Origin of the sequence: Nocardia sp. NPDC023852, from assembly GCF_040639505.1 — a bacterium.
Taxonomy (GTDB): domain Bacteria; phylum Actinomycetota; class Actinomycetes; order Mycobacteriales; family Mycobacteriaceae; genus Nocardia.
Genome location: NZ_JBFAAB010000007.1, coordinates 95,951 through 115,039 on the forward strand (window position 1 = coordinate 95,951; position 19,089 = coordinate 115,039).

Genomic DNA, 19,089 nt, shown 5'->3' on the forward strand with positions numbered 1-19,089 from the left:
CTACATAGGACTGACCGAGGGAATATCGTCGACGGCCGGATTCAATCCCCAGATCAGGCGTGGCGGCTGGTTCGGCATCAGCAGCAAGACCGGGGTACCGCCTTCCTTGTGTTCGTCCAAGAGAACACGTTTCGTCTCGAAGTGGTCGACATGCCAGACCAGCAATTGGACGACGGATCCGTGCATGAACCGGCTGCCCGGCTGGACGCAGAAGTACTCGATATCGTCTTCGTAGTCCTCGCGGTCGGTGACCAGCGTCCCGTCCGCGTTGTACACCGCGTAGATGTCATAGTCCGAGCTGACCGGCCGGCGGCGGCCGTCCTCGCCCAGCAGGTACAGGGCGCCGGTGGAGTCCATCACCACATCGGTGTCCCGCTCCAGTTCCGGCACTACATCGCGCCATTCGCGCAGCCGGTATTCGTATCGGCGGAGCAGCGCACGCCACCCTTCATCCCACTGCTCCCGCGTGAGATGCCGGGGCCGCGACGGCCGCGCGGGCATCACCGGCTCGAAGATGCTGGCCAATCCTGTGTTCCCCGGATCCGCACCGAGCAGCACATCGAGGTCGTTGACGGACTTGATGAATCGGTCGAGAATCAGCCTCGGCTTGGGCAGCGCCACACCGGCCCGCACCCAGCGCAGCCCGTGCCGACTCGGGGGCCGAACGGCGAGTCCCTTCTCGCGAGCATCCACCCATTGCTGAATCTGCTCCAAATCGGCTACCGGGATGTGGCACAGTTGCTCCACCTGCTCCCATGTCAGTGCGCCGCCGACCTCGATATCCACCGGCCGGTTCCACCGGGTGAGCACGTCGATCACCAGTTCGTCGGTCACTTCGACGATCTCGCCGACCAGTGTCGACGGGGTCGGCGCTGCTACCGCGTTTCCGATGCGAATCAGGTGGCGGACGAACGTGGTCGCGACAGTGCGCTCGAGATGCAGCACGGTCTGCTCGGGCATGTCCATGACCGTGGCGGTTTCCTTGACCGAGAACCCATGGAACAACCGCATCCGAAGTACGTCCAACTCCGCCGGCTTGTCTGTACACGTTTCCAAGCACTCGCGCAATTCCTCGTCGGTCGCCAGATGAACCCGCTGGGCTCCGATATCCTCCGGTCCCACACCGACATCGGTGAAGTAGCGATCTATGACCGCTTCGCGCAGACGTGCGAACGCGAGACGATCACGAGTGCGACGTACGGCGATGGCACCGAGCCATCCCCCGAAGGTCTGCCCTTCTCGCAGGAGCCGAAGTTCGCGTTCGGCGGCATCGCGGATGTCGGCAACCACCTCGTCATGACGAGACACATCGATGTGCTGTCCCTCGATGCCGTGCACGCGATCGGTCGACTGACGGTCCACGTACTCCGCTACTTGCTGAACCGTCGCCAGCCACAACGTCTCGAACGCCGCGATGTCCCCGCCGCGCGCACGGCGGATCAAATCCGCTTCATCGCGATGTCCAGTCGTGAACCCGGTCCCCCATGGGTCGTCGGTAGCACCCTCGCTCGCCGAATCCGAGTGTCCGAATCGGATTTCCGGCAACGGCACACCATCGCCCGTCATCACCCGCAGCACGTGGTTGATCAGCTTCTCGGCATGCTGGTGCGCTCGCGCCGCCGCCTCATGTCCGGGGAGGTCCAGGAAGTGCGCGATCCGTTCGGTCCCGAGCGGGAAGACGGCGCCGATCCGCCGCAGACCGAGCACGGTCGATATTCGACCCGAATAGTCGGATATCACTGTCTCCCAGTCGTCCTCGGTCAGCGCGAGCACCACTTGCACGCGGCTGTCCGTGTCATCGAGGTCGGATCGGAGGATGTCGACCATGCCGGCTCGGTAATTCAGGAAGCTGCGGTAGGCGCGCAGGCGGTCGGCGATAAGACGATCCAGCCGAGTGACGCGTGCGCCACCGACATCTTCGCGGGCAAGTTCTCGACGGGCCGTCGCCACGACGTCGCTGGTCAAGCTCTCCACTGCGTCCGAAACGCCGCTCTCATCATCGAGCCAAATCGCGTCCGGCCATTCCGCCAGCTCATGCCGTAGCTGTTCCCGCACCCGACGTTCGAGTTCGGACCAATCCCATTGATCGACGGCAGGGTCGACGACGTCGGGCGGCCGACCGATACCGAATTCCGGCGTACCGAACCAGTTGAATTCCAGCAGCAATGGCAACGCCGCTTTGGGCTCCAGGCCGCGCACTCCTTCCGGCGGACCCACCGGTGAGATCTTCAGTAGCCGTTCACCGTGCTTCCCGGGCCGGTATTTGACCAGCAACTCGCGGTGCTTCCGCTCTTCGGCCTCGTCGAGTGGCCACCAGTGCACGATATCGCCGTGGGTGATGAGTCCGCGCTCGACGAGCATATCCATGCACCGCTTCACCAGAACCGGATCGTCGACGGGCCGTCCACCCGGATAACAGATGCTGTAGACGTCCACGTCGGTCCTGAGCTGCTCCCGCTGCCCGTTCGGGCCGATGAGGTAGACCTCGCCACCCTCGCCGAGTTCGATGTCGTCCCGAATCCTGGCATCGATCAGATCCTTCAGCCGCTGCTCCCGCAACGCCCGCAGTACGGCTGTCTGTCGTGGCCCGAATCCCGGGGGGACCCGCCCGGGCTCGTAGCAGACCACTTTCCCGAGCGCCCAGCGCGGAGCCCCCAGCAGCAGATCGAGCTGTCCTATCGACTTGTACTTGACACTGCGAACTTTCGGCATGCCCTCGCTGGCGTTCAAGAGAGCGGACGCGTCGGTGTTCGCGGGGCACAGGTGAATCTCGACGCCCAGGTCCTGAGCCACCGCCTGGAAGGCGTCCTGCACTCCAGCCGGAATGCCATAGTGCTCCTCGGCCTGGAACTGGCTCAACACACCGAGCGGCCGATCGATGTCGACGGCGGCATCGACTGCGCGCTCGATGTAATGCTTCTCGTCTTCTCGGCTGGCTTTCTCGGCGTCTCGGCGCTGAGTGTCGCGCAGTGCTTGGACGGAACCCGGCCAAGCGGCACCGGTGATCTTGCCATTTCGCACGATCTCGGCACAGCGCTCAACGGCGAGACGAATGGCCGAATCCTCGATCAGCTGCGATTCGTCCACCCGGATACCCGCGATCATTTCCGTGAGACGATCCCGCAGCTCGGCCACCCGCGCGACTGTCTCGGGATGCAGTGGCCGGTCGATGGCCGCGGCGACCAGGTCCGATCGCACTTCGGAGAGCTGGCTCAGCGATACTCCCGCAGGCAGGAAGCTCCATCCCCGACCGTCGGGACCGCACACCGTGCCCGCGATGTAGTCGGCTGCGGCATGGTCGTCGAGCTGCTTGCCGGACAAATCCCTGGCCAGTAGGCCGGCCAGATTATCGCGGAATCCGGTCAGTGATCCCCACCCGTCCATCGAGAACCACATGGTGCTGGGCGGCGCGACATGGGAGTCCGGTGCCATGAACTCGTACACCAGCGAGTACGCGACATCACGGGGTGCCGCCGCCAGTTCGGGAGCGCCCGGGTACAGCCGGAACTTCTGTTCGATAGACCGAAAGACCGCCACGCTGTCGCCATGAAATATGTAGTGCCGACCATGTGGCGCCGGACCGTAGAAGTCGGCGGTGCTTCGGTCGTCCAATCGCGCCGGAATCGGCACGCCCTTGTCGTGCAAGTCCCGTTCCCAATCGCTGAGCTGGTAGGGCGGCAACAAGCGCGAGGACCGCTTCTTGACGATTCGCAGACGCCTACGTTCTGCTTCGGGCAGATCGCCCACGCAGGGCCAGCCACTGGGCGGCGGAAGCAGATGGCGGATCTCAGGGGCACGCCCCGGCTCGAACGCGACGGCGGCGAGCGCACCGCCCACCCGACCGAATGGTGTATCGCGTTGTAGAAGCGCGCCCGCTTCGGCTACTCCGAACTGCTGGTGTAGCGCGATCAGAATTTCCCGGTAGCGCTGCGGATCGCGAATCAGGTCGTCAGGAGCGTCGAGATCGTAGATGCCGAGCAACTCGATCCGGCGGCCGAGCGGTCGACGGCGTCCCTCGGTATCGGTGCCGTGCAAGATGTACTCCGCGTCGAAATCGAGATCGCACCGGTCCCGATAGTTCGTCCACTCGCGCATCCGCTGTTCGAATCGCGCGGCCAGCCGGACGGTCAGATTCGCCTTGTCCAACTCGGTGAAGTGCCCGAGGCCTTCGGGAAGACGCGGTGGGAAGGGGCCGACGAGCCCCATGGTGTGCCATGGCGCCCCGAGCAGATAGTCGAGCCGATCCCTCGGCTTGATCGGTACATCAGCGGGCGCGGGCCATGGTATGCCTGCTTCGAACCATCCGCGCCCCTCGTCGCCGTCCGGAATACCCCACAGCAGGCCGACGCGCAGCGCGTCCGCGGCGCGCTGCCTGGCTTGCTGCTCACCTCGGCTGAAACCGAGTTGCTCCAGCGACTCCGGGGTCGGATTCGAGGGCGTGTAGAGGTTCGGGCGGGATGCGCGGTCGAGCAACTGCAAAGCCACGTTGAACCACCCCGGTTCCGCACCGCCCATCCAACGCAGCTCCTCCGCCGTACCGGAACCGATGATGTTGTGTGTCCCCGGCGCCACCTGTGTGACGTCAGTGGTGAACAGCATGGCACGCATTCGCGCGACCGCCTCGAGTTGAAGGCGCGGCATATCGTCAGGGTCGAGACCGAAGTAGTCCGCTATTTCGCGGGGCAGACGGTGCACGACGAGCCACTGCTCGAGCAATAGTGCGGCGGCCTCGTCATGTTCGGCCAGCCGGAGTAGCGCGTCCTTCCACAGTCCAGGTGTCAATACCGGCGCCCAGGCGACGTCCTGCCATATCGTCAGTTGCTCCGGCGACGGTGCAGCCCCGCCGGCCAACTCGGCGAACAAGCGCAGTATGGCTGTTCGATACACCGGATAGAGGTGGTTCGGTAGCCTAGGCGCATCGCGGTGTAACTCGTCCTCCAGGATCATCGCACTCAGACTTTCGTCGCCCAATACGCGGTATTCGATGAACCGTCGCTGGTCGGTCGGATAGTCGGCGATGGCGCGTCGGATCACGTCGGCATTGGGACCGAGGCCCCGTGCTACCACCCGCAATGCCAGTTCCTGACCGCGCACATCTATGGCCGGCAACCACTCCTTGAGCCGGATGTGGAGTTGCAGGGCCGCCGCGGTCGGCGGCCAGGTGTCAGGTGGCAGCGGTGCCGTAGCAGCCGCCTGCGCCGACTCCGCCCGTACCAGTAGCCACAGGCTTCGCCGAATCTCGTCGGACAGATGCGCGATGGCCAGTTCGAAATATTCAGGATTCTCCCGGTGCGCGGCCCACACTTGCTCGGCGATATCCATACCGGTCTCACGCGCGAGTGTTCGCGCCGGATCGTCGTCCTTGGCGCCTTGCGGATCCTCTTCGAAACTGAGCGGACCGTCGACCAGCTCGAAATTGATACGTGTGCCGAGGAATTCCTGAAGCCAGTGCACCGCCGCCGTTCGTTTCGCGACGAAGTCGACCAGGTCGGCGCCGAGCCGGTCGAGGTCATCTACATCAGTCCTCGAGTCGGCCTTCGTCGCCGAGCCACCGGGCAATCCATCACCCCTATCGTCCAGTGGCGCATCGACGGTTTGCCATCGGCGCCCCTCCGACAGCACGCATTCCGGTTCGCCATCCGCGGTGAACACGATCGCCTCGAGGACAGTGCTCACTCGTGGCCAGTTTCCGCGCCTGTCCCGATAGCGGTATTCGTATACTCCACCGCCCAGATCGATTGCCGTTTCCGGGATATGCGAGGGGTCGGCGGTCCACTCGCGCACCCACACCACGCGGTCGGTACCCTCGCCTGCACAGTAGAACGACCATGCGTTCGGATTTCGCTGATCCGCGTCCGCCGCCGCGAACCGATCGGCCACCACGTTCACCAGCCCACCGTGTGCCAACAGCCATGCTTCGACAGCGTCGAACGTGCCGAATCCGCCAGGGTGCCGATCGGCGCCGAACACGGTCGCGAGCCACGCCATGCAGTCTTCCCACGGCTCAGGTGGTGTCTGATCCAGCAACCACGGTGCGAGACCACGCCATCCGGTCCGCTGCGCGGTGCAGCGCAGCATCTCCGCAACAGCGCCGGGGGGCAGGTTCGTCAACGACGCCTCGATCCGCCGGGTTAGCGCGAACCAGCGGTATTCACGGCTGGTCAGGCCCGGATCTGTGAGCGTGGGAAGGTCGCCGAGCGAGCGGGCTTCCTCGGGCCGGGGGCTGCGTTCGCGCCGCGGTGACTTGCCCGGCCGAAAAACCGTCATCCGGGTCTGCTTGCTCAGCACTCGGCGCTTGAGCGCCGCGTTCGGCGGAGTCCGTGCCAGCCACCCCGCGGTCGCTCCGTGCTGGAAGAGGCCCATTTCGTTCAGGATCAGCATTGCCCAGTCGTAGTGGACGGCGTCGACTTCCTGCTCGATACCGTCGATCACCTTCCATTCGGCGCCGTCGATATCCGAGCCGAGCGGCCACCATTCTCCGTCGTCCTCGTTGCGCATGTACAGCACACGATCCGGGCCGAGCGCCACATCGGCCGGTACCGGCGGCGGCGAATCGAGCCACATCGCGTAGTCCCCGCAACGGATATCGGCGCGTTCCTCCAATGCTGCCCATTGTTCCGGTGTCACGAAGGGCCGCAACCACATCGGCATCCGCGGTAGGTAGATCCCCAACTTTCCGAGGTGCTTCCACTCGGCACCGAGCACCCAGTCCAGCCGGTCCAGGGTTTTCATGTACAGCCCGGCCGGTTTCGGAAGACATTTCCCCTCGGCACGCAATCGCGCGGCGTCCGGATTGGCATCCCAGACGGCCAGCTGATACCGCCCGAGACGGTCGAGCAAATTTTGGATCTTCTGCTGTTCCTCGACCGCGATACCGTATTTGGTTTCCAGATCGGTAGGCGTCACGATCCCCACGTAGTCGTGGTCGCGCGGGTCAAAGAACGCGTCCAGTACACGACGTATCTCTTCGAGCTCGTCCGGCGTCCGCGCGGTGCTTCCGGTTGGTTCGTCTTCGCCCGCATCCGATTCAGGATGCGGGCGGACCACCAGCACAGTGCCCCGCACCGGGAAGGGCCAACGATGGACGGCAGCGTCGGGACCCACCAGGACCTCCGAACGCGTCATCGGCGCAAAGTCCGACACCGGATGCGTCAGATCGCCGTCGGCGTCGGCCACGATCGCCGCCAGCCATTCGACCTGGGGCAACAGGTCCGGCCGATAGGAACGCATCCGCATGGCACTCTCGGCGGAGCTGATGAGGATGTCGTCGCCGTCAACGGTCATGGTCACCACGTGCCCTTTGCCACGCGCGTCTTGTGCCACAAGCAGAGCAGACGGTCGCCCCCACGGATTCCTCCGCTGATCTGGACTCGCCAGCTCCAGCAGATGGTCGATCACACTCTGGTAGGAGTCGAACGGCCGCAGGCGCCCGCCCACCACCTCCTCCAGTTCCTCCTCATCGGCGGCGGTCATTCCGATTTCCCGTTCGAATCGCAATTCCCGGCCGATCAACGCCCCGAACCGGTACACCGCCATCGGCACCACATAGTTGGGCGGAAAGACCTCCGTCACGCCGTCCGGTCCGGGCAGTCGAGAGGCCTCGACGAACGAAACCTCTTCCGTGCCTGCCGAATCACGCCCCGCCCGGTGGGATCTGCCTCCCGCGATACGCGACATTGTCGCCTGCGTCGGTTTCAGGATCCGCGAGTCGTCATCGGAATATCCGAAGGGATCTGTCGTGGCGTGTGCGCGCCTGTGTTTCGACCGGCCTCGTGACCCGTCCCCCATGGACTGTGAACTATCAACGAGATATACGTCGTGGGTGTTGCGGACGGCTCGCCGGACCGCTGGTCCCGCGTCCATGAGGATCGCCTTCTCGCACAGGGAGTTTGCGGAGTCGCCGAGGCGCCGCAACGCGGCGTGTACCACGGCCGCGCCGGCACCCCAGCCCAGCCAGTAGTTCTTCGGCACCGTCGCCGCATCGGCGGTGTCATCGCGGACCTCGCGCATCGCCATGAATTCCTGGACTTCACGAATCAACGCGACGGCCATGCGACCGCGATGGTTGACCGAACCGCGGTGGCGGTTGTCGAGCAACATGACGGTGGCAGCAGTCAAGTCCGACTGCAGCGGAAGGAGTCTGCCGGGCGGCAGACCCGTGAGCACAGTCGCCTCGATATGTCGCCGCGCGTCGTCCACGCCTGAAACCATCTGCAGGTGCGTAGTGACGTGTGGCGGCAGGTACCACGTCAGCGATTGCGCATCGGGATTTCCGACCACCACCACCATTCGATCGCCGGTCTCATCCGCCAGGTACGAGAGTAGGCGAGCTGGCGCCGGCAGCCGCCCGGTCACGTAGTCGGCCTTCGAAGCCAGGGAATAGATCGCGCTGTTCAGGTCCGACATACGCCGCAACAGCTCCCACTGAACTATGGAGGAGCGCCGTTGTGCCTCGAAATATTGCGCGCGCACCTCGGCATGCTTTCGGAGCAGCTGCGCGAAATTCACGTCGTACCGTATCGAAAGCGGAACTCCCGGCAGATTGCCGATCAGGGTTGGATACCTCTCGATGATCGCGGACTGCTCTGCGTCGTCTAGTTCCTCCCACCACCGTTCCACGATCCGCACCATCGCGGCGGAGGTAGGTACGGCATCGAAGGCATCGGGAACCATTTCGATCAGGCCGCGTACCCAATCGCGGTCGGGAAGCCGGGTCAGCAACCGCTCGAGCAGCCGTTCCGGGTCGCAGGAACCCGGATCTGTCGCCTCGGCCACCTGATCACGTTCGGAGACACCGTCATTCCCCCGTGCGCCGTCCGCATCCTCGCCCCGCGGAAGACCTTCACCCGAATCACGCACGGCCGAACCGTCATCGGCCGGTGTCGCCGCATCGCCGGTAGGCACGGCCGCACCGATACGCGTTATCGGGAAGTCCTCCCCCGCCACGGTTCGTGATCGCTGTCCCTTCGACAATGCGTATTCCGGCGCTCGATCGGTGGTGAACACCATGCCACCGAGGACAGTTCCTACGTCGGGCCATTCCTGCCGATCTTCGTAGCGGTACTCATAGACGCCACCGCCCAGAGCGATGCGTGATTCCGGAAGCTGTGACGGGTCGTCGGTCCACTCGTGCACCCATACCTCGGGGTGCTCATCTGTGCCCCGCGCGACGAACGACCAACCGTGCCCGCGCATCTGATCGGCTCGTACCGCTCCGCGCACACCGGCGACGACATTCACCAGACCACCGTTCTTACGCACCCATTCGGCGACGTCACCGAACGACCGGAAACCGCCTTCGTGAAAATCCGCATCGAAGACCTCCGGCAACCATCCCGGATAGTGCCCCGGAAAAAGGACCGAGGCATCGAGCAGCCGAGGATCGATCCCGGCCCATCCCGACCAATCCTTGGTGAATCGCACCATCTCCGGCACGCAGTTGGCAGCGCCGAGCGGTGGTGCGCCCGGCGCGAGCGCACCGATCGGCATTGCCATGACCTCCGCCGGCATGTCGCCGACCGCCACCCCCTCGTCCGGCGTCACCCCCGACACCGCCCATGCGCACTCCTGCCCTGGGATGAACCAGATTATCGGCACCCCGTCGGGCGCATGGTCCTCCATCAGCCGCCGTTTGAGTTCGACTCCCGCCGCATCCGCCGGATCCCACTGGCGTAGCGCGCCGTGCTCGATCGGAAGCCGGTACACCAGCCGCAGCCGAGTCAGTATCCGCTCGTAGTCGGGTCGGTTGTCGATTGGAATCATGTACGGGTACAACAGCAACTCGTACAGGTCGGCATCGGGGCCGGTGGGTTTTTCCTCGCCGACCCGGCGCACGATCTGGTGTTCACCGATGGTCAGATCAGGCCGGGCGCGTGCTGCGCGCCACTCGCTCAACCGCCGTTCGTATCGTGTGAACAGTGCGATCCGGGCGGACGGATCCGCGGGAAGCACCGGCGGCAAAACCGGTTCGCCGGCCAGGACGAGGCCGATCATGCCCGGCTGACGACCGAGGGCGACATCCTCGACGGAAGAGGATTTATATTTGATACTCTGCGGTTTCGGTCGCGTGAGACCGAATCGCAGCAGACCTGTCCCCCACACACTCATGGGGCGGATGCCGATCACTATCCCTTCGGCGTCAGCGGCGTGCTGGAACATTTGTGCCAGTTCCCAGATCACCCCGTAGTAGCATTCGAGTTCCGCTGCGCCCAGCGGGCCCGGCTCGTAGGCGTAGTGCACCTGAGACCGCCAGTGTGCCGCCATCGTCCGCAGCGCCGTGGAAGGCGGAACCAGGTGGTCGGTCAGCGCCGTCGGGACCAGTTCCTCGATCTCGGGCCATGCCGCACCGGTGACCATCCCGTGCTCCTGGATCTCTTCCAGTCTGCGCACGCGGTCAGCGATCTCGGCTTCCGACAGCGGTGACCGCCGACCCGGAATCGACGTCTGACGAAACGATGCCGCGAACTCGTCGGGGTCGATCTCCAGCAGCGGCTTCAGCACTTCGGGCAACAGTGGTTGCCGCAGACCGGTCAGGACGAAGTCCGCCCATTCCGCGTACCGAGGAGGTGCGTCGTCCTCGGTCAGAATGAACGGCTGATACGGGAACGTTGGCATCCGACCGTTGGCGCTCATGTTCATCGATACGCCACCGCAAGGTTGGGTGAGATAGAACAGCACGAACATCTGCTGTCGATGCACCGGATCAAGAAAACACGCGAAGGGCGTGGGATCGGTCGTTTTGCCAGACCACAGGGTGGCCGGGAGAGTAGCGTAGGGCAGCTCGGTCAGTATCCCCCAGGCCGCCAGCTCCGACGAATAGTATGGTGTGGCAACGGGTGTCACGTCGAAGCCGAGCAGATTGCGATCCACCCGATGCAGATCGACATCCCGCATGGCAAAGGCCGCGGAGCTCGGGAGTTCCTCGGTGCCGTCCCCCAGCCGGGTGAACAAATAGGACTTGTCCGGGCTGTCGGCGAACCGCATGATCCGGTGCGCGTCACTGCGGCCGTTCACTAGCGTGCCGATTTCGATGGGTTCACCGTGCCGGTGTAGCGTGCGCTCACCATCCGTCAATGGCTGGCCCGAGAGCCCCGCGTTCCGGCGCTCCGACCCCGACCGCCAGGTGGTGAACAGGTTGTGCATCTGGTTCATGGCACGGTGGTGCAGGTTCTTGATCTCCGCCGCGTCCAGTTCCCACTCCAGCGCCAATTCCCTTGGTAGCCGGTTGCCGAACAACCACTCGACCAGGAAATCGACCGCTTCCTCGTCGGTTTCGTCGAGTTCACGCAGGCACGCCTGCCACCTTCCGGTGCGGGCGATGGCGTTTCGGCAGACTTCGTCCCACTCGGCCCGCTCTTGCGGCGACGGCGTGCTGCCGCCGACAAGGTCGGTGTACAGGTGGACGAACGGGTTGTTCCATAGAGATCCGTTGTTGATCGCCGCCCGGATGGTCGCGGCCGTCTCATCGTCGCTGTCCGGTCGCAAAACCAACAGTTCCAGCATCATTCGAAGATCGGGCGGGTAGTCGCGGATGACAATCCGAATCAGGTCCGGGTCGACCTGTTCGATCAACCGGCCGACCACGTGTTCCGCGAACTCCGCACTCGTGAGCTGACCGGCGGGCCTCGGGAAGAACGTGAACACGGTCGCGGCGAGGACGTATACGAAGGCCAGATCCTCGTCGCTCGTCTCCACTTGTTCGCCCTGAACCGAGCATTCCACGAAGGAAAGGAATCGCTCCCGATCCTCATCCGCCATCAGCTCGGCCACGAGACGGACGGCATCGGGGTCCCGGGCACAGGCATCGCGCAGCGCCGCAGTCAGGGTACCGCTTTCCTGCCCAACGGACTCGATGAAAATCCTCCGCATCTCCGCCAGTGCATCGTGCAGCGGAACTGCGATCCGATCCAGGTCCGCCCCGAGTGCTGTTATCAACTGATCGCGTTCGAACGCAATATCATTCACTCGCGGGACATTCGACTCCTCGTCCCCACGACGACCATCGCCGACCGAATTCCCCTGGGACATAGAGTGTCCGGCGAATAGGCGGGTCGGCCGTCCGAGTCCCCGCGGCGGGGCAATCCCCAGCAGCGCATCCGAAGCTTCACCGGTCGAAGGGCTTTCGTGCGCGCTGGTATTCGTCCGGTTGTCAGCACCATCGAACTCATTGTGGTCGGCGCGGTCCAACGCCTGAGCGCTGTCCACGGCACCGGCCGAGACCGGCGCGGCGAGCGGGGACGCCCCGCCGCTCGAATCGGGCCCTTCGCGCACGTATGGGGGCGTGAAGGGCATGAGCTGTAAGACCGGTTCACGCTCCATCGACATTCCGCTCCCAAAACGGGTGCCGAAATATGTTGTATCGGTCGGCAATTCGTCGGGGTCAGTCAGTGGGGTGCCGTCGCCATGATAGATCGCGGACAGGTGATAGGTCGCGGTGACGTAGCTCGGCCGGCCTTCCTGGCCGGTGCCGCGGATTGCGCCGGTCTCGTCCCGGTCGACGTCGTCGGCCCGCGCCAGCCGCCGCCATTCCAGCAATCGGTATCGGTATCGGGCCCGTAGCCGTCCCCAGGCCGCATCCCAATCCGCCTCGGACAGCCAGGCAGGCGGCGACGGGCGGGGTGGCATAACCGGTTCCACAATGCCGACCAGTCCGAGATTGCTCGGCGGGGCCCCGAGCAGGACATCCTCCATGGTGATGGGTTCAGCGAGCAGGTCTGCCGCCACCTGACCGGCGCCCGGTATCCGAATTCCGACTCCCTTGCCGCGGGCGTCGACCTCGCGCTGCATGGCGGCAAGATCGATGACCGGGATACCACCCAACCGCTCGACGTCGTCGGGGGTGAGAGGCACGTCGAGCGCCTCGTCCACGGAGAGAGGCGTCTTCGTCAACACCTGGATCACGAGTTGGTCCGACAATTCGAACCCGGCATGTTCGGGTTCGGTGGCCGTGTCACTGCGTTCCTCGGGGGCGAAATGCGCGACGAATACCCGGATCGCCTCGTTCTCGAGCGAGGCGATGACTCGATCCGGAATACCCAGCCAACGCGCCGTCCCGTCGAGCGAGAATCCGTATCGGAATCGCAGACGCAGGATCTCCCCCAGTATCGGCTTTCCGGGGAAGTCGTCGAGCGCAGTCCGTATCTCACTCTCGCTCGCCTGGAACATCGGGCGAATCATCGGGTGATCGACTTGCACATGCGCTCGGACCGCGAAGCGGGCACCGACGGTCCTGCGGAAAGCCCTGAACCCCACGTAATCCCGGAGCCGCCGCACCGCGATGCCGCCGATCCACGCGCCGAATGCCATCCCATCAGGAAGATTTCGAATATCGAGCCAGGCGGAATCGCGGATCTCGGCAACGAGGTCTTCCCCTATCCGGGCAGCTTCCGCACTGGCGATCGCGTCAACGGAGTCGCGAATAGTGTCGACCACACAGCGGTGAACCTCCGTTTCGATACTTCCCCATAATTGTTCGAAGGCAAGATCGTCGCCCCGCTGCGCCCGGTGCACCAATTCCGCTTTCCACGTGCGCCCGCGACCGAACCCCGTATCCCACGGATCCTCGCTCACGGGGTACCGGTCCGGAGCGTCACCGGACACCGGATCGGCCACAGCCACCTCTTCATCGGCCGCCACAATCACCGCACGATCGGCCAGCCGCAGCACGGCCCGGTACACCAGATCGGTGTACCGGCTGGCCGAGACTCCCAGCATGTCTGCCGTGTTCTCGAATCTCCGTTGGGACAGCAGCTTTTCCACGACGCCCGGATACAACACGTCCAGCGCCGCTGCCCGGCTGGGACACGTTTCCACGGCGGACTTCCACTGACGCATCGTCAACCGCTGCACCCAGCGCACCTGACGATCGGCGACATCGAGACCCACCACGAGCGTGAGGAATTCGATCAGTGCCAAGCGGAACTGCCAAAAGTCGTGATACTCCGACAATTCGCTTTCGGTGATGGCGCTGATCCACTCACGGTCGTCGACCGCCACTGGTTTGTCGGCAATGTCGCGATGTGATCGCTCGACAATCAACTCGACGATCTCGTCCACCGTGAATTCGCGAAGGTTCGGCATCTGTGCCGGATCGATCGACAGCGATCGCTCGAGCCAGTCGACGACGATGGTTTTCACCTGTTCGCGTACCTCTCGACCGTAAACGGTCCACAGGTCTTGGAATACCAATTCCGCGTACTCAGCGCCGATCGTCGCCGACGGCTCGTCGGACACGTCGTCCGTGCGCCGCGACATACCTTGGTATGCCGCGAATTCCGCCAGGCCGTCATTGTTGACCTCCATCACGAGCGATGTCCACGTGCTCGGCGGCAGACCGCGCACCGCGCACGGTGTCATGCCAGGCGCGATGCACAGCAGCGGCTCACCGTGGGGGCCGAACTTTTCCTCCAGCGAACTGCGCAGAGCGATCTGCTGCGGTGAGGCCGGCCACAGGTCGACGATGCCGCCGTGTTGGATGAGGCCCCGTTCGGCCAAGAAGTTCAGACAGAGCGCGAGGAAGGCGGGGTCGGCGATTCTTTCCCCACCCCGGAAGAAGAGGCCATAAAGATCCAGATCGATACGCTGTCGCCTGGGCACTCCGTCCGGACCGACGACGTACACTTCGCCGCGTGGCCCGAGCCGCAGATCTGCGCGACGCGTCGCCTCCTCCCGATCTCTGAGGCGCTGGTCTCGCCGCTTACGAAGAATCTCGGTGTGCCTCGAGCTGAGCCCTTTCGGCACTTCGCCGGGCACATAGCAAAACACCCCGCCCAGGTCGGCCTCCGTCAAATCCGGGCACAGGAGCAGATCGAGCCGGTCCAGGCTCTTGTATTTGACGGCACGCTCTTTGGCATAGCCGGCTCCGGAACGGAGCATCTCGTGGCCCGCTCCATTGGCCGGGCACAGCCAGGCCTCGATCTGTCGTCCGGTGAGCCGTGACAGCTCGGCGCAGGCCTGCTCCCACTGGTCCTGCAACTCCACGGGAATGCCGTAATAGGTCTCCGCGTCGGACGGTGTCAGCGGACCGAGTGGACGCACCGGACGGACGGCGCGATCGATCATCTCCTCGATCCATTCCGATTCCGACTGTCGGTGCGCATCCGGCGCGGGGAGAAGCATCTCGATGAATTCCGGCCACGCCGCGCCGGTGATCATGCCGTGCTCGAGAATCTCGTCGCAGCGCGCCAGCGCATGGTCGATCGCCGACTGCTCGACCGGCGGCGTTTGATCGGTGCGGATCATGGTGAGCAAGTCGGCCAGTTCTTCCCGCAGCGCACGCACCGCCTCCAGGGTGCCGGTATCGAGCTGTCGTCCGAGGGCATCTCCCACGAAATCCGAGCGGATCTCGCCGATGCGCCGCACGGAGACCTCTCGCGGAAGCAGGCACCACTGTCTACCGTCCGGACCACGCAGCAGCCCGGAGATGTAGTCACCCACCGCCCTGGCGTTGCGGTATTCGATCGAACAAGCCCACACCGGGCGTTCCAGACCGTCATCGAGGGGCTCGGTGAGCGATCCCCAGCCGTCTTCGGACCACCACAGTGTGCTGGTATGCACACCGGGATAGTCCTCGATGCGCTCGGCCAGGAATTCGTGCACACGAGACTTGCCGACATGCCGGACCGCGGGAGCAAGGTTCGGCGCGCCGGCGTATGGCGCGAAGGTGGTCGTTGCCTGACTGAACAGGCAGGTGCTCTGGTCGGCGAATGTGTACACCCACCCGTATGGTTCGGGACCGTCGAGCTCGTCATTCTCGGCCCGGTAGCGGTAGGGCGCGGACTCCATCGGCACGCCCTTGTCGTGGATCGCCTGCTCTCGTGGGCTGAGCGGATAGTCGGGGGAGAACCGGCTCGAACGGGCCTTGACAATACTGATCACGGGCCGCGCTTCAACTGGCAGGTTGCCGACACTGGGCCATCCCTCTTGCGGGCGGACCGCCGCCTCGAAGACCGGATTCTTCCCGGGAGTGAACAGGACCATTCCCCGCGTCCCACCCAGATCGTAGGGATGCAGAGCCGCGTTCTTGGCGCGTACTTCCGGCAGCCCGGATGTCTGCGACTGCATGAGGGCACCATCGGTCAGCAGCCCCTCACGCGCCAATTCCGCGAGCAGCTCCTGCAAAACCACCGTGTCACGAATCAACCGTCCGTCGGCGTCGCACAGCCCGGCAAGCACTCGACCGCGACCGAGCGGTCGCCGACGCCCGTCGGCATCGGTGCCGTGCAGGATGTAATGGTCATCGAAGTCCAGGTGACGCAGATTCTGGTACAGCAGCCATTCGCGCCGGCGATATTCCAATCGCTTGTTCAGCAATTGGTTGATCTGCGATTGCTCTTCGAGATTGAGACCGTCCGGAAGCGCGGGCATTCGCGGTTCGAACGGCCCGACGAGGCCCAGACTCCACCAGGGCGCCCCCAACAGCCAGTCGAGGACAGTGCGTTCTTCGATATCGATATCGGCGGGACAAGGATGCACGATTCCGGCTCGGGTCCACCGGTTGCCCTCGGGGTTGCCGGGCAGCCACCAGCTCCAGATTCCGCGCCTGGCCATGGCTTGCTTGATGGCCTGTTGGTCCTCTTGGGGAAATCCGAGTCGCTCCAGCCGCTCCGGTGTCGCCTTCGGCGGCAAGTCCTGGCTGCTGATGAATTCCTGGTGGAGAATCGCGAGGATCGCGTCGAACCTGTCTGGTTCGGGCGGTCCCAGCCAGCGCTGATGCGCAGCGTCGGTCGGATCGGCGCCGAACAGATCCTGTTCCGGTGACATCCGCACACCGGCGTCGGCAAGGAGGGTGTGCATCCGCACTACCGCCTCATCCAACAGGTGTTGCACCTCCTCCACACCGCGCCCGGATCGCTGGGCGATTTCCCGGTGTGTAAGGTGCCCGAGCACCCACTGCTCGAGGAGTTCCGCTTGCACCGGGTAGCCGACGGTCAACCGTTCCAGGGCCGACGCCCAATCATTCGGCCAGTACGCCTGCGTTCGCACAATGTCGTGCCACTTCACACGGCGCGCCGGTGTAGGCATAGCACCGCCGGACAGCTCGAGGAACAGCCTCGTAATCGTCTCCTGCCACGCTTTCCCCAGCGGCTTGCTCCGATAGAGGAGTCTGTCGAGGTCCGCGCCCCCCGGTTGGCCCGCACACGACCGCAGGATCCGATGCTCGATCAGCGCCCGCTCCGAATCCGAATAGTCCTCGAACGCGACTCGGAACTGCTCGGGTCCCACTCGCAGCGCCGCCCTGCGCAACGCCAGTTCCTGGCTGTGTATATCGAGCAGCGGCATCCGTTCGCGGAACCGCGCCAGCACCACGTACACGCCGATCTCGGACAGTCGGCCGCCCGAAAAGTCTTCGTCAGGAGCCGCCACGCTCAGCACACTCGTACGCACGTCTTCGTCGAAATGCGAAATGGCAAGCCTGAACGCCTCGGGGTCCGTCGCGTACGCACTGCGGAAGATGTCCATCAGCGCCTGCGGAAATGTGCGTCTGTAGGCGCCACGTCGTTGCAGAAAATCCTGCAACCAGTGCACCGCATCGCGATGGTCGGCGATCGCCCGCTCGAGTTCCTCCTCGAGCCTGGCGAGTACCTGGTCACGGTCGAGACCGCGCTCGGAGTCAGACCGCACCGAGGGGTCTTCATCCGGACCCGGATCGGCACTGTCCGCCGACCCGACGGTGTCGGCCAGCTCCGTGGGCGGCCTGGTTCCGAACCCGACGCCCGACAACTCCTCGATCAGCCGTCGCCACTCCGGAATATCAGACACTTCCACCGCCAGAATGGCCTCCGGCGATGGCACAGGCGACCACTCAGTGTCCTCGTCGGCAGCGTTCGACTCCCGCTCTCGCGCGGCGACATATTCGACGAGCGCCCCGACCACCTCATGCTTGACCATCAGCGCGCGGTTCAGCGGGATGCCGGCCAGAATCGCAGCAGCAGGTAATGCCAGCTTGTGTCGGTACGTCAGCCGCACCAGCTCACGCCACGAATCCTTGTCCGTGAACGCCCGCAGGACCCCATCGTCATGGGCCCGCAACAATGCCTGTATCCGCGGATCCGATCGATCAACGCGATATTCGAGCATAAAATCGTCCGCGATCAATTCGACGCAGGCGAGAAAACCTCGGTAGTCGGCCACCCGCGTGGCGGCGAGACCCCCGAGCCAGGTCCAGAACGTCGCGCCCTCCGGAATCCGAAAGATCTCGCGTGCTGCGGTATCGCGCAGCTGCGTGGTCATCTTCCATGCGATCGACCGGATATCGGAAACCGAGAGTTCATCGTCGTAGACTTCCTCGATCAGATAGTCGAAGACTGCGGCCTCGACGTTCTCCCACAACTCTCGAAATGCTTCGTCGTCACCGGATTTCGCGGCCTGCGCCAACTCCCACTCGGCGGCGTCACCGGTCCCGAGCACAACACCCCACCGTGGATCGAAGACGGAGGGCGCGGACCTGTTCCACGGCTGTATCGCCTCGGCGGGCATATCGCCGACGGTCGGCATCCCCGGCGTCGGTATCGGTCCCCATACCTGGCGGATCGGCTGGCTCGGCGCGAATCTCACCAGCGGTGTTTTGCCACGGACGTGCTGCCCCAGCAGCTCCATCCGAAGTCGATGCTCCTTATCGTTGTTCGTCGACCATTGCAGAACCGCGCCGTGTTCCACACGAATACCGAACTCATTGCGCAGGGTCCGCAGAATCTGTTCGAAAACGGGCTTGGAGGTGATCAGCGAACCGTCGCTGTGCCGCACCGCGAAAAGGTCGAAATCCGATCCGTACGGGCGGCGCAATCCCAACTGATCACGCCCGTACACGATGCCGTCCTCGCCGATATCGAGTTCCGTCTGCCCCTGCATCGTGCGCCACTCCTGGCGACGGTATTCGTAACGCCGCACCAGCACATCCCACCGAGCGCACCATTCGTCTTCGGAGATGTCCGCGGGACAATCGGGGCGCTCCGGCAGCGTCGGCTCGAAAATCCCGACAAGCCCGAGATGAAGTGGATGGGCCCCGAGTAGCCGATCGAGTTCGGTCAGCGTCTTCACCTTGAGCCGTTCCGGTTTCGGCAGAGCCAGGCCACTCTGGACCCAACGCAC

General features: G+C 64.4%; 1 protein-coding gene (running past one end of the window). It reads right to left on the bottom strand.

Translation table 11 applies throughout. The features are described from left to right. Positions 1-19,089 carry the end of a glycerophosphodiester phosphodiesterase family protein gene (locus AB0H00_RS14330; RefSeq protein ID WP_357265723.1) on the bottom strand. The gene runs 104,187 nt beyond the window's last position, so 19,089 of the gene's 123,276 nt are visible here — the last part of the coding sequence; the start codon falls outside the window, past its right edge — the gene reads right to left on this strand; the stop codon is at positions 1-3.